The organism is Microbacterium sp. C-MGS6 (genome assembly GCF_058140415.1).
The window spans coordinates 3,245,898-3,266,432 of the sequence record NZ_CM176934.1; the positions used below are offsets into that span (position 1 = coordinate 3,245,898).

A 20,535-nucleotide genomic window follows, 5' to 3' on the forward strand; every position below is an offset into this window, starting at 1 on the left:
TCGGATGCCGATGAACACTGTCGCGCGGTCCCCGCGCATCGTCGACGGCTCACGATCGGTCCACCCGAACGGCCGCTTCCCGTCTGCGGCGCTCGGGCTCGTCGGCATCCTTCCTCTGCTGCCCCTGCTGCTGGCGATCATGGATACCCGTCCAGGCTTCCGCCTCATCCTGATCGCACTCGCTCTCTACGCCGGGATGCTCGCGGTGGCACTCTGGTTCTGGGTGCGGTCCTTGCGCGAACGCCTGATCCGAATCGAGGCAAGCGGCCCGCTGCGATTCACGCCGTCCACGGGCGTCCGCATCTCCTCATGGCTCGTTCCCCTGACGGGTTTGCTTCCCGCAGCGGCGGCCTTCCTCGTTCAGGCCCTGGACCTTCCGACGATGGGCGGTCGGCTTCTCGAATGGGGCCCGTACGTGCTCGCCGTCGTCTCGCTCGTCGGCCTCGGCCGGGAAGTCCTCGCGCAGGGCCAGCCGCTGGGTCTCGTACTCGACGAGAGGGGCCTGCACGGAGTCCGCAGATCTGCCCGGGTCGATGCCTCCTGGGAGGAGATCGGCACCACCACGCCTGTCGGCCCACACGGGCCGAAGCTGGCGATCTCGATCGCCGGACGCGCCCCCGTGATCCTCGATGCGCATCACCTAGGGTCTGACCCGGCAGCCGTGGCCTCCGTCGTCTCCTTCTTCCGCGACGCCCCCGATCAGCGGCCTGCGCTGGTCGACGGCGTCGCGGCGATGCGCACCGTCGAGGACGCGCACCGATCCCGCCCGGCGGGATGAGAAACGCGCCTCCCGAAGGGCGGGGAGGCGCGTTTCTGATCCGGCACGGAGCGCCGGGCGCGAGGAGGCCGGGGCTCAGCGGGCGATGCGGAGGGTGCGGACCTCGAAGGGGCGGAGGTGGAGCCCGCCCCCGAGACGGGGCGTCTCGATCTCGTCCTCGATCAGGCTCACCTCGCGCACCTCGCGGTGGTCGAAGCCGACCGAGAGCTCGCCGACCGCACGACGCCCGAGCGCCTCGTACACCCGCACGATGACGTCGCCGGAGCCGTCGTCGGCGAGCTTCACGGCCGAGACGACGATCCCCTCACCCGACACCTCCACCAGCGGCTCGACCTCGCGCGTGCCGCGGATCACCGTGGGCACGCTGTTGAGGCGGATGCCCTCGACCGTGGCGATCGCGGCGTCGGCGCCGATCACGAAGCCGACCTCGATCTCGTGGAGCCCGTGATCCGTGTCCGGGTCGGGGAACCGCGGCGCCCGCAGCAGGGAGAGTCGCACGGTCGTGGTGACCCCGTCCTCGCCCACCTCGCGCGTCGTGTCGTACCCGTAGATCGAGTCGTTCACGAGGGCCGCGCCGAAGTCCTGCTCGCGCACCAGCACGAAGCGGTGCATCGACGTCTCGAACTTCGCCGCCTCCCAGCTCGTGTTCGTGTGGGTGACGCGCGCCTGGTAGCCGAACTGCGTCTCGGCTTCGGTGTGCGACGCCTGGATGTCGAGCGGGAAGGCGAGCTTGAGCAGCTTCTCGGTCTCGTGCCAGTCGACCTCGTTGCGGAGGTGCACGGTCCTCGAGCCCGGGGCGAGTGTGATCGTCTGCGTGATCGTCGACTCCGAGAACGGACGCACGACGACGATCTGCGCGACACCGTTCACGAGCGATGCCTCGATCGACGAGACCGCGGTGAGGTCGTCGACGCTGTTGCGGTAGTACCGGTCGATGTCCCACGCGTCCCACATGTTCGGGAAGTCCTGGTGCAGCTGGAACAGGTTCGCGGCCTTGCCCGGGGCGACGGCGTCGCGGCCGGTGGCCTTGTCGACGGCGGAGACGATCAGGCCCTCGCCCGAGACGAGCACGGACACGAGCTCGTTCTCCAGGCGCCAGCCCGGGTGGACCGCTGAGCCTGCCGAAGCGTCCTCGACGAGCGAGACCGCCCCTTCGACGGGCTCAGGGACCCACGAGGCGCCGAGCGCGCGTCCCCGACCGACCGAGGTCGGCTCGAACAGCAGCTCGCGGTCGCCCTCGCCGGCGAGCGACCGGCGCGCGGCATCGGCGATGTCGCGCGCATCCGACAGCACGTCCGACAGCACGGCGACGGCCTCGCGGTGCACCCACGCGATCGATGTTCCGGGCAGGATGTCGTGGAACTCGTGCAGCAGCACGGCCTGCCAGAGCCGGTCGAGCTCGGCCTGCGGGTACGCGGCGCCGGTGCGCACGGCGTCGGTCGCCGCCCACAGCTCGGCCTCCACCAGCGCGTGCTCTGCCCAGCGGTGCAGGGCCTTCGTGGCGTGCTGGCTGGTAAGCGTGCCGCGGTGCAGTTCGAGGTAGAGCTCGCCGACCCACACGGCGGGGTTCGGCAGCTCGGCCTTGGCGACGTCGAAGAACACGTCGGGGTGCTCCCACACGACCTGCGCGCTGCCCTCGAGGTCGCGCAGCCTCTCGGCCTTGCCCGTCATCTCGCGCGTCGTGCCGCCGCCGCCATCACCCCAGCCGACCGGGGCGATCGACCGCGAGCTGAGGCGGTTCTCCTTGAACTGACGAGAGGCCTTCGCGACCTCCATGCCGCTGAGCTGCGAGTTGTAGGTGTCCATCGACGGGAAGTGCGTGAACACCTGCGAGCCGTCGATGCCCTCCCAGAGGAAGGAGTGGTGCGGGAACACGTTCTGCTGATTCCAGGAGATCTTCTGCGTGAAGAACCACTCGAAACCGGCACGGCGCATGAGCTGCGGGAGGGCCGGCGAATAGCCGAAGCTGTCCGGCAGCCACACCCCCTTCGACCGGATGCCGAACTCGCGCTCGAAGAACCGCTGCCCGTGCGAGAACTGCCGCACGAGCGACTCGCCCGTCGGCATGACGGTGTCGGACTCGACCCACATGCCGCCGAGGGGCAGGAAACGTCCGGCGGCGACGGCGGCCTTGACCCGCTCCCACACCTCGGGGCGGTGCTCCTTGATCCAGGCGTACTGCTGCGCACTGGACATGCCGTACTGGAAGTCGGGCTGCTCCTCGATGAGCGTGGTCATGGACGAGGTCGTGCGGGCGACCTTGCGGATCGTCTCGCGCACCGGCCACAGCCAGGCCGAGTCGATATGCGCGTGGCCGACGGCCGAGATCCGGTGCGCACTCGCTTCGGCCGGAGCGGCGAGGACGTCGGCGAGCCGGGCCCGCGCGTCACCGGCGGTCTCCACGATGTGCTGCAGGTCGAGCACGTCGAGTGCGTCGTCCAGGGCCTGCAGGATGCGCATGCGGCGCGGCGACGTGGCGGGGAGCTCCGCCTGCAGCTCGAACAGCACCTCGAGGTCGAGGGACAGATCGAACACCTCGGGCTCGAACACCGCGAGGTCGAGGCGCCGCAGCCGGTACAGCGGTTCCTTCGAGGAGGTGAGGATGTCGCCCTCCTGCGTCGGCAGGAAGGGGTGGTAGTCGAGGAGGACGGGGTTGGACGCGCCCTCCAGGTAGATCTCGACGGCCTCGTCACCCGCGGCGCTCTCGGCGATCGGGACCCACTGGTTGCGCGGGTTGACGCTCTTGATCGGCGTGCCGTCGGGGCGGTAGGCGAGGGCCTCGCACTGGAACCCCGTCATGTTCACGTCGAAGCCCAGGTCGAGGAGCGCCTCGACGCGGCGGCCGGCCCATTCCGCGGGCACCCGACCGGTGAGCTTGAACCAGGTGGTGCCCCAGGCCGGACCCCACAGCTCGCCGACCGCGGCCGGGGCGAACGGGAGCGCCAGGCCCTCCGTCGGGGCGATGGGCTCTCCGGGGAGCTGGTGCGCCTCGACCGTGAGGGGAACCGCGGCCGAGTGGATGGCGGGGCGGATGCGCTCTTCGAGGACCCGCTTGACGCGGCCGACGGTGAGCGAGGTGTCGTCATGCATGTGGGGGTTCTCCGGGCTCGACGGTGAGGGAAGGGGTTCGATGCTCGCCGTTTACTAAAACGATCTAGCACGGGAGTCTACGGTACCGTTCCCGTGCTTACGAGAGGCTAAACCGATCAAGTAGGGTGATGCCTATGGCCCCGGGGAAACGCGTGACGATCGCGGACATCGCGCGCATGGCCGGCGTCTCCCCCGGCGCCGTCTCGTTCGCCCTCAACGGTCGTCCCGGTGTGAGCGAGGAGACGCGGCAGCGCATCCTCTCCATCATCGAAGAGCACCACTGGCAGCCGAGCTCCGCTGCCCGCGCCCTCGTCGGCGCCCGGGCCAACGCGGTCGGGTTCGCCCTCGCCCGCCCGGCACGCTCCCTCGGCTCCGAGGCCTTCTTCACCGACCTCATCGCCGGCATCGAGTCCCGGCTCTCCGAGAGCAAGGTCGGGCTGCAGCTCCGCCTCGTCGCCGACATCGACGAGGAGATGGAGGTGCATCGGCAGTGGCGGTCGTCGAATCAGGTCGACGGCATCATCCTCATCGACCCGCGCGACGACGACCCCCGCGGCGAGCGCATCATGGCCCTGGACGCCCGCGCCGTGATGATCGGCTCGAAGCCGTCCCCGGACGGCGCGGTGCCCAGCGTCTGGATCGGCGACGACGCCGTCGCGGAGACGCTCTTCTCCTACCTCGCCGCCCTCGGCCACACCCGTATCGCCTACGTCGCGGGCCCGGCGGAGCTGGAGCACACCCGTCTGCGCGCCGAGGTGCTGGAGCGGATGGCGGCGGACGGCGTCTCCGGCGAGGTCATCACGACCGACTTCTCCCCCGCCCGCGCCTCCGCGGTCACCCGCGCGCAGCTCTCCGGCCGGCAGCGCCCGACCGCGATCGTCTACGACAACGATGTGATGGCCGTCGCCGGCCTCCGGGTGGCGCAGGAGATGGGCCGGGCGGTTCCGCGCGACGTCTCACTCGCGTCGTTCGACGACTCCGTCATCGCGGGCCTCATCAACCCGTCGATCACCGCCATGACCCGCGACACGTTCGAGCTCGGCGAGCAGGCGGCCACGCTCCTGCTGCAGCAGATCGAGGCCGGCACCACGCTGCCGAGCGTCCAGGGCCCGACCCCCGTGCTCACCGCCCGCGAGAGCACCGCGCCACCGCCCCGCTGAGGCCCCGCCTCCCCGCCCATACCCCGGGCTATCGCCGCGCGCACCCCGGGGTCTCGACGACAACCCGGGGTCTCGGCGTCAGACGACGGTGTTGACGGAGGCGTAGCGGGTGACGTCGGACGCGGACGGGGCGGGGTGGATGAGACGGCGGATGCCGCGCGACTCCAGCGCCGCGGGGTCCTGCGCGGTGCGGGAGGTCACCAGGGCGGGGTCCTCGCCCGCGGCGCAGGCGTCGACCCAGGCCTGGAAGACCGCACCGCCGGGGCTCAGGGCCGCCCGGCTCACCGGCACCTCCTGCTCGTCGACGTCCACCACGATCGCCGTCGGGCGGGCCGGAGCCGCGGTGCGGGTGCGCAGCTCGGGGATGAGCTCCGCGAACCGGCGGCCGAGGGGCTTCGCCGCGCCCTCCTGATCGATGAGCCCCAGGGAGTACTCGAGCTCCGGGAAGTCGGCGAGCTCCCGACTCACGTCGTGCGAGCACCACCACGTCACGCCCCAGAGGTTCTCGGTGCGGAGGGCCGAACGCACGGTGGCCTCGAGGAAGCCGGGCATCTCGCTCTCGTCGAGGCAGTTCGAGGGGGCGCCGACCTCCTGTAGCCAGATCGGACGGTCGGGATCGGTCGCGAACGCGCGGGAGAGCTCGATGAGGTACTCCGCGTGGCGGTCGGCGGCGATCGAGCGACCTCCGTAGCGCTGCGCCGTGCCGTTGAAGATCCAGGAGTGGATGGTCGTCATCGCGCCGAGCCGGGAGGCATGCGCCGGCGTGAACCCGTGGTCGTCCATGTACCAGACCGCGTCGTACTCGCTGTGCACGTGCGGCAGCCCCGGGGCGCCCCGTTCCGCCGCGGCGAGCAGCGCCTCGATCCAGCCGCCCGCCTCGTCGGTCGTGACCGGCCACGGCGAGGGGTGGGTGTGCGCGGAGAACTGATTCGTCTCGTTGCCGAGCGTGAGCCCGAGGAAGTTCGGGGCGTCCCGCAGGGCACCGGCGAGCCGCTCCACGAGCTGCACCTGACCGTCGAGGGCCGTCGGATCGGTGAACATGTTCCGGTCGTGCCAGGTGTACAGCCACGAAGGGACGAAGTCGAAGCTCGACAGGTGCCCCTGGATGACGTCGACGCTCACGTCCATCCCGAACTCGGCGGCGATGTCGACCATGGTGCGCACGTCGTCGATCGCCTTCGAGCGGATGAGGGTGCGGTTGGGCTGCAGGACGGTCCAGAGCGGGAACACCCGCACATGGTCGAGGCCGAGCGCGGCGAGGGCCGCGAAGTCGCGACGCACGTCGTCCGGCGTGAAGTCGAGCCAGGAGTGCATCCAGTCCTTCGACGGCGTGTAGTTCGCCCCGAAACGGAGAGGAGCGTCGAGAGCGCCGCGCTGCGTCATGTGTGCACCTTTCGGACCGTGCCCTCCCACGAGGACATGTCGCACCACTATAACGCTTGAGCAACAGCGTCGATAGCGCCCACCTTGACACCGACCGGATCCGATGGTTTCATCTGCTAAAGCGCTGTAGTCCTTTCGTCGGACCACGCCGAATCGCCCGCCTCGAGGAAGAAGCACGATGAAAGTTCCCGCACGCATTGTCGCTCTGGCAACCTTCACGATCGGCGCCCTGGCGCTCGTGAGCTGCACCGGAGGCGGTGCCGCCTCGGACGGCGCCGGCCCCATCGACACCTCCGGCGAGCTCAGCGGAACCATCCAGTTCCAGACCTGGTCACTGAAGAACGAGAAGTTCACCCCCTACTTCGAAGACCTCATCGCGGCCTTCGAGGAGGAGCACCCGGACGTGACCGTGGAGTGGCTCGACCAGCCCGGCGACGGCTACCAGGAGAAGATCCTGAGCCAGGCGAACGCCGACACCCTCCCCGACGTGCTGAACCTGCCGCCGGACATCGCCTACCCGCTCGTCGCCGCCGGGAAGCTCGTCGACCTGGACACCGCGGATCCCGACCTGAAGTCGACCTACAACGCCGGCGCCTGGGACGCCTACAGCCAGTACCCCGGCGTCGAGGGCACATACGGCCTTCCCTGGTACCTCTCCAGCGACGCGTCCTGGTGGAACCTCGCCCAGCTCGCCCCGTACGGCGTCACCGAGGAGAACCTGCCGACGACGGTCGACGAGCTGCTCACGCTCGCGAAGGACGTCGCCACGGAGTCCGGCGGCAAGGTCCAGCTCCTCTCCTCGATCCCGGCGCTGGACACCTTCACCGCCGCCGGCATGGAGGTCATCAACGACGAGGGCGAGTTCGACTTCAACACCGACGAGGCGGCCGCGATCATCGAGCAGTACGCCGACGCCTACGCCGCGGGCGCGATGCCCGCCGAAGCACTCACCGGCGACTACGGCGGGAACGCGGAGGCCTACATCCAGGAGAAGGTCGCCTTCACCACCGGCGGCACCGGGTTCACGACCGATCTGCAGAAGGACGCCCCGGCGCTCCTGGAGAACACCGTCGCCACCCCGCGCCTCGGCGTCGCCCCGCTCTACGTCCAGGGCCTCAACGTCTCCGCCGACTCCGACAACAAGGAAGCGGCTCTCGCGTTCGCCGAGTTCGCCACGAACGAGGAGAACCAGGTCGCATTCTCCTCCCTCGCGGTCGGCACCGCCCCCGGCACGGCCGACGGCGGCGACCAGGTCGTCGAGAACATCGCCTCCTCGGTCACCGACGAGAAGCAGCTCGCGGCGATCGACACCGTGTTCGGCGCGATGAAGGACGCCAAGGCCCTGCCGTTCCAGTGGACCTCGGACATGGCCACCTACATGACCCAGCAGATCGCCCTGGCCGTGAACGGCGAGGCCGACGCCAAGGCGCAGCTCGACAAGATCGTCGAGTACGCCAACGCGAACCGCGTGGACCAGTGACCATGCGCGCGGACACCGGCACCCGGCAGCGGAGGTCGACGATGAGATCCCACAAGTGGTTCACCCCGTGGCTGCTCCTCGCCCCCGCCGTGATCTGGGTGCTGGTGTTCGCGCTCTGGCCGTTCCTCAACACCGTCGTCCTCAGCTTCACGGATGCTCGCCCCCTGCGGACCCCCGAGTTCGTCGGCGGCGCCAACTACGAGCGCATGTTCGGCGACGAGATGTTCTGGAACGCGCTGACCACCTGCCTCATCTACGTGGTCGTGTGCGTGCCGCTGCTCACGGTCCTCCCGCTGCTCCTCGCCCTCCTCGTGCAGAAGAAGCTCCCCGGCATCTCGTTCTTCCGCACCACGTTCTACTTCCCCGTGATCGCGTCGGTCGTCGTGGTCGCGCTCATCTGGACGTGGCTTTTCGACAGCCGGGGCATCATCAACCAGACCCTGGAGTTCCTCGGCCTCATCGACCAGCCGATGGCCTTCCTCGTCGACCGCTGGCTGCTGCTCGGCTGCGCGATCCTGCTGACCGTGTGGAAGGGCCTGGGCTACTACATGGTGGTGTACCTCGCCGCCCTGGGGAACGTGGGCAAGGAGCTGCACGAGGCCGCGATGCTCGACGGTGCGAGCTCGTTCCGCCGCTTCCTCTCCGTCACGATCCCGTCGGTGCGCGGGGCGATGCTCCTCATCGCCGTGCTCATCGCGGTGTCCGCCATGCGGGTGTTCGCCGAGCTGGACGTGCTGTCCAAGAGCACGGGCGGCCCCGGCGGCTACGACATGTCGCTCGTGATGCTCATCCGCCAGGTGGGCTCGGGCCTGAACGGCAACATCGGCTACGCGTCCGCGATCAGCGTGGCGCTGTTCCTCCTCACGCTCGTGCCGCTCGCGGCGATCGCGTTCATGAACCGCGAGAAGAAGGCGAAGGTCTCCGCATGACGACTCTGACGACGCCCCCGGTGGAGAGCACCCCGCCTGCGGAGGAGGCCCCGCGGCCTGGTCGCGAGCGCATCTTCCGCCGCCGCGGCTCCGGCGACTTCAGCAAGCCCACGCTCGGCGGACTCATCGGCAGGTACGCGCTGCTGCTGTTCGTCCTGTTCCTCGTCATCGGCCCCTTCGTCTGGCAGCTCTCCACGTCGTTCAAGGGCCCGCAGGAGAACATCTACTCGTTCCCGCCCGAGCTCATCCCCCGCGATCCGACGTTGCAGAACTACACGAGGGTCGCCGACATCGTCCCCGTCTACCTCTACGCCTGGCACTCGCTGCTCGTCTCGCTCGGCACCGTGCTCAGCAACGTGATCCTGGCCACGTTCGCCGGCTACTCCCTGGGCTGCATGCGCTTCCGCGGCAAGTGGGTCGTCATGGGCATCCTGCTGTCCACGCTGCTGTTCCCCGGCGAGGTCACCGTGACGAGCAACTTCCTCACCATCCGCGCTCTCGGGCTCGCCGACACCCTGTGGGGCGTGTTCCTGCCCGGAGCGATCAGCGCCATGAACGTGCTGCTCGTCGCCACCGCGTGCCGGATGATCCCGAAGGACGTGCTCGACGCGGCCACCGTCGACGGTGCGACCACGTGGCAGCGCATCCGGCACATCGTGTGGCCGAACATCCGCGGCATGGTCTCGGTCGTGGCGATCTTCGCCTTCATCGGCGCGTGGGACGACTACCTCTGGCCGCTCATCGTGCTCTCCGACCCGGCCAAGTACACCCTGACCGTCGGCATGGCCTACCTCAACAGCAGCTTCTCGGTCGATCCGCGACTCATCGCCGCCGGCACCATGATCGCGCTCGTGCCGATCGTCATCATGTTCTCGTTCACGCAGCGCTTCTTCTTCAAGGGCGTGCAGGAGGGTGCACTGAAGGGGTGAGCGCGCCGCTGCTCCGCCCGGCCTCCGGTCCCGCGGATCCCCCGTCGTCGCGCCCACACGCCGGGGTGCTCCCCGGCCCCGTCTACGCCTACACGTTCGACCCCTCCCGCGGGGCGCAGCGGATCGACGTCCCCGGCCTCGACGGCATCGCCCTCACCCCGGACACCGTGCTGCACTGGGCGTTCTACGCCGACGGCCCCGCCGCGACCCTCGCCCCCTGGGCCGCGCTCGCGGTCACCGTCGACGTGCGGACCGCCGACGGCAGCCGGCTGAGCGACATCGCCGCCGTCCGCGACCGCTACGACTTCCCCCTCACGGCCGAGGGGCAGTTCGCCGCGCGGTGGAGCATGCCTGAGCAGTGGAACGCCGACAGCGTCGCCCTCGCACCCCTCGGCACCGGGACGGGCATGGTCGAGCTCGTCTTCGGCACGGCCGAGCTGGCGACCACGCCGGATGTACCCACCGAGGTCACCGGTTTCGTGCAGGTCCTCGTCGAGGAGCGCCCGGCCCCCGGCGACCTCCCACCCGTCGAGCGGGTCGACACCCGGCGCGGCTCCCATTCCGGCCCCCGCTTCTCCCGCGGGAACACGGTCCCGGCGGTCGCCGTGCCGCACGGGTTCACCTTCGTCACGCCGGCGACCGACGCCGCGGACGCACGCTGGCCCTACCGTCCGTTCGTGCATGACGATCCGCAGGGACGGCGTCTCGAAGCCCTGCAGTTCTCGCACCAGCCCAGCCCGTGGATCGGCGATCGCGCGGTTCTTCAGCTCATGCCGTTCTTCGGCACAGCACGGTCGGCCAGGGAGGATCGACGCCGGTGGATCGTCGAGGGAAGCGAACGCGCCCGCCCGCACGAGTACACCGCCGACCTCGGCGACGGCGTGCATGTCGAGATGACCGCGACCTCGCACACCGCGGCCTTCCGCGTGCGGTGCGACGATCCGCGCGCCGCCGTGGGTTTCGTGATCGATCAGCTCACGAACGAGGGGCTGCTCACCTTCACCGACACCGGCTTCGAGGGGTGGATCCCCGAGGGTCCAGAGGACTGGGGGAACGCGCCACGCTGCTACTTCGCCGGGACCGTGCACAGCGCGTCGAACGCCGCGCACGGCGCCCTCGACGACGACGGGCGTGCCCGGGTCGCGGGCTTCGTCCGCGCCGTGGGCGCTGTCGAGGTGCGGGTCGGGGTCTCGTTCCTCTCCGTCGCGCAGGCTCGGCACAGCCTCGCCCTCGAGGCACCTCCCGCCGTCCCCTTCGACGAGCTCCGCGCCCGCGCGGCCGCCGCGTGGAACCGCCTGCTCGGGCGCGTGACGATCCCCCCGCTCCCCGAGGCCGAGCGCCCGTTCCGCGGCCTGGCCGACGAGGAGCAGCGCGCCCGGATCGCCGCCGCGCTCCACCGTATGCATCTGTATCCGAACACGGCGGCGGAGAACACGGGCACCGCGGAGGCACCGGCGTGGCGCTTCGCCGACGTGTTCGCCCCGCGGACCGCCTTCGGCGAGTCGGCCACGGGGGCGCCGGTCGCGGAAGGCGAACTCGTCGTCAACAACGGCTATTGGGACACGTACCGCACCGAGTGGCCCGCGCTCGCGCTCCTCGACCCCGCGCTGGCCGGACGCCTGCTGGACGGACAGCTCATGCAGTATCGCCGCGGCGGCTGGATGGCGCGGTGGAGCGCCCCCGGGTATGTGGACAGCATGGTCGGGACCTCCAGCGACCAGATCTTCGCCGACGCCGCGCGTTGGGAGGTGCCCTTCGACCGCGAGACGGCGTTCGAGAGCGGGTGGCGCGACGCGTGCGAGCCGGGCCCGGATCCGCGACGGGGTCGCAAGGGCATCGGCCGCGGTCGCTTCCTCGGCTTCATCCCGTCCGACGTGCCGGAGGGGATGAGCTGGAGCATCGAGAACGCCGTGAGCGATGCCGCCCTCGGCCGGTTCGCCGCCCAGCTCGCGGCGTCGACGGCGGCGGACGACGCCGCGCGCTGCCGGGCCTTCGCACGGTACTTCGCGAACCGCTCCCGCGCGGCGCGCGCCCTGTTCGATCCTGCCTCCGGATTCTTCCGCGGTCGCACGGCGGACGGGTCCTTCGCACCGGATTTCGATCCTCGCGTCTGGGGCGGCGACAACGTCGAGACGAACGCGTGGGGGATGTCCGTGGGCACGGTGCACGACGGGCCGGGCCTCGCCGCGCTTCACGGCGGCCCTGCGGGACTCGGTCGGCACCTCGACGCCCTCTTCGCCGAGCCCGAGACCGCCGACGAGCGCTTCGGCGGTGCGTACGGCACCGTCATCCACGAGCAGCGCGAAGCCCGCGCCCAGCGGTCGGGCATGTGCGCGCTGTCGAATCAGCCGGCGCACCACATCCCCTTCATGTACGCCTTCACGGACCGGCCGTGGCACAGCGCGGGCCTCGTGCACGGCCTCGCGCGCCGCCTCTTCGCCGGTGCCCACATCGGCCAGGGGTTCCCCGGCGACGAGGACAACGGAGAGATGAGCGCCTGGTGGCTCTGGGCCGCGCTCGGCCTCTATCCCCTGGAACTCGCGGCGGGGACTCTGCGGATCGGGTCCCCGCTGTCCGACGACATCCGGGTCGCACGCGGGGACGGCTCGTCGCTGCGCATCCGCTCGCGACGGAGCTCCCCCGCCGCGCACGTGCTGGAGGACGCCCGGCTGGACGGACGCCCTCTCCCCACCGCCGATCTGCCGATCGACGCGCTTCGGGGGGACGCGGTGCTCGACCTGGTGTTCGGCACGGACCCGGCGCGCGCGTTGGAGAGCGGGGAGGACGCGCTCGACGCGGAGCCGTGGCACCGCGATCTCACGGGCGGAGAGGGAGAGGCCGTCGCCTCCGCGGATGTCCTCGATGCGCCACGGCTGTTCGACGACGGCGATCCGCAGGGCGACGCGGGCGTCCGGCTGCCGGAAGGCTCGTGGGTGGGCTGGCGATTCCCCTCACCCCGCGGCCTCACCGACATCACCGTCACGAGCCTCGGGCCCACGGCGGCCAATGCGCTGCGCTGGGAGATGGAGGGTGCCGATGGAGCCTGGCATCCCCTCGCCACCAGACACCGCGAAGACCTGGCTCCCGACCGGACGACGCCGTTCACTCTGGAGATGCCGGTCGTGACCTCGGCCGTCCGCGTGCGGGCGACGGTCGAGGTCACGCTCCGTCAGATCGAGCTCTTCGACCTGAGCTGACTCACCGCGACGCTGCGCGGTACAGAGTCGCCTCCCCCTTCAGCGCCTGGGTGATGCCGGAGAGGTAGGCCGACTGATCCGTCGCGGTGAGGTTGTACGCGACGTAGACGCCGTACCCGTCCGCCACCGTGCGCTGGGCGAAGTCGGCGGCCGTCGTGGCGCTGGTGTTCGCGAGGTCGATCGCCGCGGCGCCGAGCCGGCCGCGGTCGTCCAGGCCCGGCACGGTGGGAGCGTCGTAGGTCGGGTAGTACGGGTTCCAGGCGTGATCGAGCACGCTGCCGGCGTCGAAGAGGCCGAAGTCCGTGGTCGTGTAGGACGGGCCGATCGCGTACAGCGTGATGAGCTTGTCCGGTCCCAGGCGATCGCGCAGCGCGGAGGCGAGCCAGCCGAAGGACTGCGGGTTCGGCTGCGGCGTGCCGTTCGCCCCGTAGTTGCTCCACTCGTCGTCGAAATCGATGCCGTCCAGGCCGTAGGTGGTGACGGTGTCGGCGAGCTGCGCGGCGAAGGCGTCGGCTTCCGCGTACGAGGTGAAGTTCGCGAAGCCGGCGCCCTGGTGGTTCCCGAGCACCGACAGGAGGACCTTGGTGCCCTGGGCCTGCAGCGGGCGGATCTGGTTCTGCGCGTCCTGCAGCGTCTCGGTGACCCGGTCGTTGAGATGGAGGACCGCCTGCGCCCCGTCGTAGTTGATGTTCGCGGCGAAGATCATGGCCAGATCGACGGCGGGGCGGCCCGACTCGGCGAGCGTGTAGTCCGCGACATTCGCTAAATCGTTCGAGTTGACCTCGACGTAGACGGCGAGCTGCGGGTCGGCGGCACCGGTATCGGCGATGGCCGCCGTCGAGGCGGCGAGGGCGGCGGCTCCGGCGGCAGCGATCGCCACTGCTGCCGCGACACCTCTTCTCAGGCGGGACGATCGTGCGGGTGAGGAACTCATGACGGTGTCTTCTCCTTCGGCGTCGTTGTCGAGATCGGGCCGCGACGTCGCGACTCGCGGCCGACTATATCGCTTAAGCACAGGTGTCGGAAGGGGATGCTGGCGGTGCGCACCGATTCCGACGATGCTGGACGCATGCGCGCCCTCCGACTCCTCTGGCGGTACCCCGTCATCACCCTGACGGTCATCGTCTTCGCCGTGGTCGGAGGGCTGCACGCCGCCGGGGAGGAGACCATCGGCCGGTGGATCGCGACGATCTTCGTGGCTGCGGTGGTGGTCTGGACGCTCGTCGGGATGGTGCGCGACGTGCTCCGCGGCCACGTCGGACTCGACATCCTCGCCGTCGTCGCCATGGTCGCGACGCTCGCGGTGGGCGAATACATCGCGGCGCTCATCATCGTCCTGATGCTCTCCGGCGGCGAGGCGCTGGAGGACTTCGCGGGCCGCCGGGCGAAGCGCGACCTCTCCGCACTGCTGGATCGCTCGCCCCGCAGCGCCCATGTGCTGACGCATCCCGAGGACGCGGACTCGGACGCGGCGAGGGAGGTGCCGGTCGACGATGTGGCCGTGGGCGACGTGCTTCTCGTGCGCCCGGCGGAGATCATCCCCGTGGACGGTGAACTGCTCACGGACAGCGCGTCGTTCGACGAATCGTCGCTCACGGGCGAAAGTCTGCCCGTGACGCGCGGTGCGGGCGACGAGGTGCTGTCGGGCGCGATCAACGGCAGCCGGGCCATCCGCCTCCGCGCCCTCCGCACCGGCGCCGACAGCCAGTACCAGCAGATCGTCGCCCTGGTCGCCCAGGCCGAGTCCTCCCACGCGCCCATCGTGCGCCTCGCCGACCGGTTCGCGATCCCGTTCACCGCCGTCGCGCTCGTGCTCGCGGGGACGGCGTGGGCACTCTCCGGCGACGCGACTCGGTTCGCCGAGGTGCTCGTGCTGGCGACGCCCTGCCCGCTGCTGATCGCCGCCCCGGTGGCCTTCCTCGGCGGGCTCTCCCGGGCGGCGAAGTCGGGCGTCATCATGAAGAGCGGCGCGGTCATCGAGCAGATCGCCCGGGTGCGCTCGGCCGCGTTCGACAAGACCGGGACGCTCACCCAGGGGAGGCCGGAGCTGGTCGACGTGCGACCGTCCCGCGGTTTCGATGCGGATGAGATCCTGCGACTCGCCGCCTCCGCCGAGCAGTACTCGTCGCACGTGCTCGCCGACGGCATCCGTCGCGCCGCCGCCGCACGGGGCCTGGCCCTGCACGCCGCGACGGAGGCGAGCGAGACCGCGACGAACGGGGTGTCCGCGACGATCGGCGGCCGTTCGGTCGTCGTCGGCAAGCCGGCCTACGTGGCCTCCCTCGCCCCCGACACCGTGCGGGTGGAGCTCGCACCGGGACAGGCCGCCGCGTACGTCGCCGTGGACGGTCGGTTCGCAGGGGCCCTCGTGCTCGCCGACGCCGCCCGCCCGGAGGCGCCCGCCGTGGTCTCCTGGATGCGGACGCACGAGGTCGACAGGCTCGCGATGTTGACTGGGGATGTGGCCACCACGGCGGAGTCGATCGGACGGCAGGTCGGGATCGACGAGATCCACGCCGAGCTGCTGCCTCCCGAGAAGGTGCGTCTGGCCGCCGAGATGCAGCCACGGCCCGTGCTGATGGTCGGCGACGGGGTCAACGACGCGCCGGTGCTGGCGGCGGCCGACATCGGCATCGCGATGGGCGCGAAGGGGGCGACGGCCGCCGGGGACGCCGCCGACGTCGTCATCCTCGTGGATTCGCTCGCCAAGGTCGTCGACGCCGTCGCGATCGGACGGCACACCCTCCGCGTGGCCCTCACCGCGATCTGGATCGGGATCGGTCTGAGCGTGGGGCTGATGGTCGTCGCGATGACCGGCGTCATCCCCGCGGTCGTCGGCGCACTGGTGCAGGAGCTCGTCGACCTCGCGACGATCCTCTACGCCCTGCGCGCGCTGAGCGGCCCGCCGAGCGACCTCCGCCCCTCCCCCTGAGGGCTGCTCCTGCACCGACCCCGGTACCGCTTCTCCCGTCCACAGGTCCCGTGTTCGCGGCCCTGCCCCTGCGGAATACCGTGACAGCCTGAGACCCCGGACTCAGACTGGAGGCATGACCGTGGACGACCCGCAGGTATGGACACTGATCGGCGTCTTCGCCGCCGTGATGCTCGGCGGCATGACACTCATGACGTCGCAGCTCAGCCGCGTGATCCGTGCGGAGGTGGACCGCATCGACGGCACGCTCTCCGCACGGATCGATCGCATCGACGGCACCCTCTCCGCACGGATCGACGGCCTCGACGCCCGGCTCGGACGCATCGAGACGAAGGTCGACGATCTCGACAGGGAGCTCACGAACCTCGCGACGCGGTTCTGGCGCTCGCAGTGACGAGCCGCGGCCTCAGATCGACACGTCGCCGACGAGGTTGACCTTGATGCCCATGCCGTCGAACATCGCGGCCTTCGCGATCAGCGCCTTGTCCGCGGTCTCGGCGTCGGGGGCGTAGACGAGCTGCGCGTGGTTCGCCTTGTGCCGTGCCATGAACTGATCGCGCGAGATGCCGTGCAGCACCACGTGGGCGATCGGCCACTCCGGGTTCGTGGCGTCCTTCCGGCGCTGCGTCTCCTCCGCCGGCAGCTCGACGACCGACGCCCGGAAGATGTCCGCCTGCAGGACCCCCTCGGCGATGAAAACCCGCGAGAGCACGACCTCGCCGGGCTTCGAGACGCCGTTGATCGTGGCGCCGCCCGCAGGGAAGAACACGTGCCCCTGGCGCCAGCCCTCCGCGTTCTGCCAGCCGCCGAGGTGGGAGGCCGGCACCGAGCCGGAGATCTCGTACACCCACACGAACTGCCCGTCGTGGTCCTCGCCCCAGCGGACGTCGTGGAGAGTGTTGTCGGGAACGAGCCCCATCGCGCGCCAGACGCGGTCGGTCACGAGCGCATCGACGGCGACGCCCTCGTCGGCCTCGTTGAAGTGCGGGAACGCGCGCCCCTCGTGCAGCACGCGGGAGCCGTCGCGCGAGGTCACCGGCGGGCGCTCGGTGGAGTTGAGGATGCCCTCCGCCAGGTCCGAGGCCGGAACGAGGTCCTTCAACCCCTGCTGGTACTGGATGCCGACCGCGTCGAGCCCGAAGTCGTCCGCGATGCGGAGCGCGGCGATGTACATCTTCAGCTGCCACTGCACCTGCTCACGGGTGAGCTCGGTCGCGGCGTCCTCGCCGTAGCGGAACGTCATCCCCCGCTCGATCAGCCAGTCGTACGCGGCGTCGGCCTCCTCGTCGGTCACGTTCAGCATCTCCGCGTAGAGCGCCGACTGCGACAGGCGCTCCTTGTAGATGCCGGTCTGGTTGAGGAGCTCGTCGTCGAAGATGGCGTTGTACATTCCCATGCAGCCCTCGTCGAAGACGCCGATGATGGCCTTCTCAGCGCGCAGTTCCGCGGCCAGGGCCTCGCCGAGCTGCTTCTCCGGGCTGTCGGGCAGCGCGGGGAGCGGACGCACGTGGGAGGCATCGTGGGTGATGGCGCCGGTCTCGGTCCACTCCCGGATGCCCTCGCGGAACCAGTCGTCGGTGAAGTCGACCGACCAGATCGTCGCGTACGGCTTGTCCATCTTCGTCAGGCCCGCGTTGAGGCCGAGGAGGCCGACGAGGCCGGGCCAGTCGCCCGCGAAGTTCGCCACCGTGAGGATCGGACCCTCGTGCGTGCGGAGGCCCGCGAGCACGTGGTGCGAGTACTGCCAGACGGCCTCGGCGACGATGAGCGGTGCGTCGACGGGGATGTTCTTGAAGACCTCGAGACCCATGCGCTGGCTGGAGATGAACCCGTGACCGGTCTCCGGGTCGACCTCGTTGGCGCGGATGACCGTCCAGCCGAGGTCATTCAGCACGCCGGTGACCCCGGCTTCGAGCTCGACCTGGGTGGGCCAGCCGGCCGTGTTGGCCGACTCACGGAGATCGCCGGACGCGATCAGGTAGGCGGTCTTCGGCGCCGTGGCAGGACGGGGCGCCGGGGTGGGTAGGGTGTAAGCGGTCATGAGTTCTCCGGGGTCGAGGTGGTCGGGGAGCCGTCGCGCTGGGCGGCGGCGAGTTCATGGACGACGTCCTTCGAGCCGTCGTACAGCCGCACGTAACGGTCGAAGAGGGCGTCGGCGAAGGGGCGCAGCGCCTCGTCCGGACGGACGGTGTCGGCGATGGGGTTCCAGTCGGCGATGGCGGGCGCGGCATCCTCGGCGGCCGTGGCCGTCGCCGCGAGGAAGGCGGCCCCGTAGCTCGCGCCGATCGTCGTCTGCGGCACCTCCTGCACGAGCCCGGTGATGTCGGAGACGATCTGCAGCCAGAGCCGCCCTTGCGTGCCCCCGCCGACCGCCACGATGCGGCGGATGTCGGCGCCGGCGGCGCGCATCGTCTCGACGTTGTGCCGCACGCCCAGCGCTGTGGCTTCGAGCGCGGCGCGGTAGAGGTCTCCTCGGGTGTGCCGGAGGGTGAGCCCGGCGATGACCCCGCGGGCATCCGGATCCTGGATCGGGGTGCGCTCGCCGGCGAAGTACGGCAGCATCAGCAGGCCGTTCGCGCCGGGCCCCGACTCCTCCGCCTCGGCCAGCAGCGCCGGGTAGTCGGTACCGGAGAGGTCCTTCAGCCACGCGGTGAGCGCTCCGGATGTGGACAGCCCGCCGGCGAGGTTGCGCGTGCCCGCGAAGGCGCCGGCCGTCGTCCACATCGAGGGCGTGCGGAGGGTCTGCTCCCCGGTCGCGACGAGGAACATCGTCGTACCGTACATCAGCATGAGGTCGCCGACCTCATGGGCGCCGACACTCACCGCCTCGGTCCAGGCGTCGATCGTGCCGGTGATGACCGGCGTTCCCTCGGGCAGGCCGGTCAGGGCCGCCGCAGCGACGGTCACGGTGCCCGCGATCTCCCCCGCCCAGCGCAGCGGCGGCTGCTCGACCGTCCCGGCGAACCGCTGCCACCAGGGCTCGTGCCACTGCCCGCCCTCGATGTCGTACAACGGCGAGACCTGGCTGGCGGACTGGTGGTCGAGGACGTAGGCACCGGTGAGCTTGCGAGCCAACCAGGAGGCGGGCATGTAGAGCCGCCGCGCGCGCTGCCAGGTCTCCGGTTCCTCCTCGGCGACCCAGGCGATCTTGGGCCCGCCGGCCTGCGACGTGAGGGTCGAGCCGCCCACGCGGGTGATCTCCTCGACGCCGAGCTCCGCCGTCATGCGCTCGATCTGCGCGGTGGAACGGGTGTCCACGCCGTAGAGGATCGCGGGGCGCACGGGCTCGTCGTCCTCGTCGGCGAGCAGGATGCACGGGCCCATGCCGCTCACTCCGACCCCCACGACGTCCGCGTCGGGGACCGCGGAGAGAAGGTCCGTGGCCAGCTCGACGAACTCGTCCCACCAGATCCGGCCGTCCATCTCGACCCATCCGGACTGCGGACGGGAGACGTCGTGCGCGCGGGTCGCAGTCGCGAGGATCGTGCCGGCGGGGTCCACGAGGACGCCCTTGCTGCTGGACGTGCCGATGTCCACCCCGAGGGTGCAGCGCATGGTCTCTCCTTCGATACCGACGGGCCGTGCTGACCTGGACCCAGGCTACGCGAAATCGATTTCAGGGCGCAAGGAGGTGACCGCTCCTGCACCGCGATGGCCAATCTCCGAAGATTCCACCATCCCCGCGCCTGACTGGGAAAACGCCGGTTCAGCACCGGAATACCGTGACATCCTGACCCCTCCGATCGAGACTGGAGGCATGCCCTTGGACGACCCGCAGGTATGGACGCTGATCGGCATCTTCGTGACGACGATGCTCGGCGGCATGACCCTCATGACGACGCAGTTCGGTCGCGTGCTCCGTGCGGAGATCGGCGGACTGCGGGGAGAGATGACCGGCGAGATCGGCAGGCTCCGCACCGACATGACCACCGAGATCGCCGGCCTCCGCACAGACATGACCACCGAGATCGCCGGCCTCCGCACCGACATGACCACCGAGATCGCCGGCCTCCGCACCGACATGACCACCGAGACCACACGACTACGCACCGAGATCGGCACCCTCCGCACCGACATGGCCACGGAGATCGCCGGCCTCCGCACCGAGATGACCACCGAGACCACACGACTACGCAGTGAGATCGGCACCCTCCGCACCGAAATGACCGGCGAGATCAACGGCCTCCGCACCGAAATGACCACCGAGATCGGCACCCTCCGCACCGAAATGACCGGCGAGATCAACGGCCTCCGCACCGAAATGACCACCGAGATCGGCACCCTCCGCACAGACATGACCACCGAGATCGGCACCCTCCGCACCGAAATGACCACCGAGATCGGCACCCTCCGCACAGACATGACCACCGAGATCGCCAGCCTCCGCATCGAGATGACGAACGAAACCGGTGGGCTGCACGCGGCGCTGGCAGCGCTGCACGGAGTGATGATGAGCGAGATCGGAGCGCTGCGCGCGGCGATGGGTGCGCTGCAGGAGGCGATGATCGGGCTGCGTGGCGAGATGATCGGGCTCCGCGGCGAGATGACCGCACGACTCGACGGCCTCGATCACCGCCTCGACCGATTGGAGGTGAAGGTCGACGATCTCGACAAGGAGATGACGAACCTCGCAGCGCGGTTCTGGCGCTCCCAGTAG

Annotated in this window: 14 protein-coding genes; 9 read left to right on the plus strand and 5 right to left on the minus strand. The window is 70.3% G+C overall.

From position 1 onward, the window contains the following. Positions 1-4: 4 nt before the first annotated feature. On the plus strand, positions 5-778 hold the full coding sequence (locus tag AC3B5L_RS16065; RefSeq protein ID WP_363446263.1) for a hypothetical protein: 774 nt from the start codon (positions 5-7) through the stop codon (positions 776-778). Between the two features lie 75 nt (positions 779-853). Here the strand turns inward: AC3B5L_RS16065 and AC3B5L_RS16070 are convergent, their stop codons facing one another. Next, positions 854-3,868 carry an alpha-mannosidase gene (locus AC3B5L_RS16070; protein ID WP_490095980.1) on the minus strand — a complete coding sequence of 1,005 codons (3,015 nt, stop codon included), beginning with the start codon at positions 3,866-3,868 and terminating at the stop codon, positions 854-856. 134 nt (positions 3,869-4,002) lie between these two features. Between AC3B5L_RS16070 and AC3B5L_RS16075 the strand changes: the two genes are divergently transcribed. Beyond that, on the plus strand, positions 4,003-5,028 hold the full coding sequence (locus tag AC3B5L_RS16075) for a LacI family DNA-binding transcriptional regulator (RefSeq protein WP_187662622.1): 1,026 nt from the start codon (positions 4,003-4,005) through the stop codon (positions 5,026-5,028). 78 nt (positions 5,029-5,106) lie between these two features. On the opposite strand, the gene AC3B5L_RS16080 is transcribed toward AC3B5L_RS16075, so the two are convergent. Then, on the minus strand, positions 5,107-6,411 hold the full coding sequence (locus AC3B5L_RS16080) for a glycoside hydrolase 5 family protein (RefSeq protein ID WP_280564518.1): 1,305 nt from the start codon (positions 6,409-6,411) through the stop codon (positions 5,107-5,109). A 178-nt stretch (positions 6,412-6,589) separates the two neighbouring features. Here AC3B5L_RS16080 and AC3B5L_RS16085 point away from each other — a divergent pair, with 178 nt between their 5' ends. The 4 genes from AC3B5L_RS16085 to AC3B5L_RS16100 are packed head-to-tail and all read left to right on the plus strand — an operon-like array spanning position 6,590 to position 12,946. Next, positions 6,590-7,891 (plus strand): ABC transporter substrate-binding protein, encoded by a 1,302-nt coding sequence (locus AC3B5L_RS16085; RefSeq protein WP_280564516.1) that lies wholly within the window; start codon positions 6,590-6,592, stop codon positions 7,889-7,891. Between the two features lie 41 nt (positions 7,892-7,932). Beyond that, positions 7,933-8,820: a carbohydrate ABC transporter permease gene (locus AC3B5L_RS16090; RefSeq protein ID WP_060922295.1), complete on the plus strand. Its 888-nt coding sequence runs from the start codon at positions 7,933-7,935 to the stop codon at positions 8,818-8,820. After that, on the plus strand, positions 8,817-9,749 hold the full coding sequence (locus tag AC3B5L_RS16095; RefSeq protein ID WP_490095981.1) for a carbohydrate ABC transporter permease: 933 nt from the start codon (positions 8,817-8,819) through the stop codon (positions 9,747-9,749). The genes AC3B5L_RS16090 and AC3B5L_RS16095 overlap by 4 nt, the downstream gene beginning before the upstream one ends. Beyond that, on the plus strand, positions 9,746-12,946 hold the full coding sequence (locus AC3B5L_RS16100; RefSeq protein ID WP_490095982.1) for a GH92 family glycosyl hydrolase: 3,201 nt from the start codon (positions 9,746-9,748) through the stop codon (positions 12,944-12,946). Before AC3B5L_RS16095 ends, AC3B5L_RS16100 begins: the two co-directional genes overlap by 4 nt. 1 nt (position 12,947) lies before the next feature. Here AC3B5L_RS16100 and AC3B5L_RS16105 read toward each other — a convergent pair whose 3' ends face one another. Then, a complete protein-coding gene (locus tag AC3B5L_RS16105) occupies positions 12,948-13,826 on the minus strand; it encodes an endo-beta-N-acetylglucosaminidase H (RefSeq protein WP_490095983.1) in 879 nt (292 codons plus the stop codon). A gap of 189 nt (positions 13,827-14,015) precedes the next feature. On the opposite strand from AC3B5L_RS16105, the gene AC3B5L_RS16110 reads away from it, so the two are divergent. Next, on the plus strand, positions 14,016-15,878 hold the full coding sequence (locus tag AC3B5L_RS16110; protein ID WP_490095984.1) for a heavy metal translocating P-type ATPase: 1,863 nt from the start codon (positions 14,016-14,018) through the stop codon (positions 15,876-15,878). Between the two features lie 115 nt (positions 15,879-15,993). Further along, the gene (locus tag AC3B5L_RS16115) at positions 15,994-16,272 is read left to right on the plus strand and encodes a hypothetical protein (RefSeq protein ID WP_060922290.1); all 279 of its coding nucleotides are present in this window, start codon (positions 15,994-15,996) and stop codon (positions 16,270-16,272) included. Positions 16,273-16,284: 12 nt separating this feature from the next. Here AC3B5L_RS16115 and AC3B5L_RS16120 read toward each other — a convergent pair whose 3' ends face one another. Next, positions 16,285-17,919 carry a fucose isomerase gene (locus tag AC3B5L_RS16120; RefSeq protein WP_187662628.1) on the minus strand — a complete coding sequence of 545 codons (1,635 nt, stop codon included), beginning with the start codon at positions 17,917-17,919 and terminating at the stop codon, positions 16,285-16,287. Continuing rightward, positions 17,916-19,433: an FGGY-family carbohydrate kinase gene (locus tag AC3B5L_RS16125; RefSeq protein ID WP_370429134.1), complete on the minus strand. Its 1,518-nt coding sequence runs from the start codon at positions 19,431-19,433 to the stop codon at positions 17,916-17,918. The genes AC3B5L_RS16120 and AC3B5L_RS16125 overlap by 4 nt, the downstream gene beginning before the upstream one ends. A gap of 202 nt (positions 19,434-19,635) precedes the next feature. On the opposite strand from AC3B5L_RS16125, the gene AC3B5L_RS16130 reads away from it, so the two are divergent. Then, positions 19,636-20,535, plus strand: a complete 900-nt coding sequence (locus AC3B5L_RS16130; RefSeq protein ID WP_490095985.1) for a hypothetical protein — start codon at positions 19,636-19,638, stop codon at positions 20,533-20,535.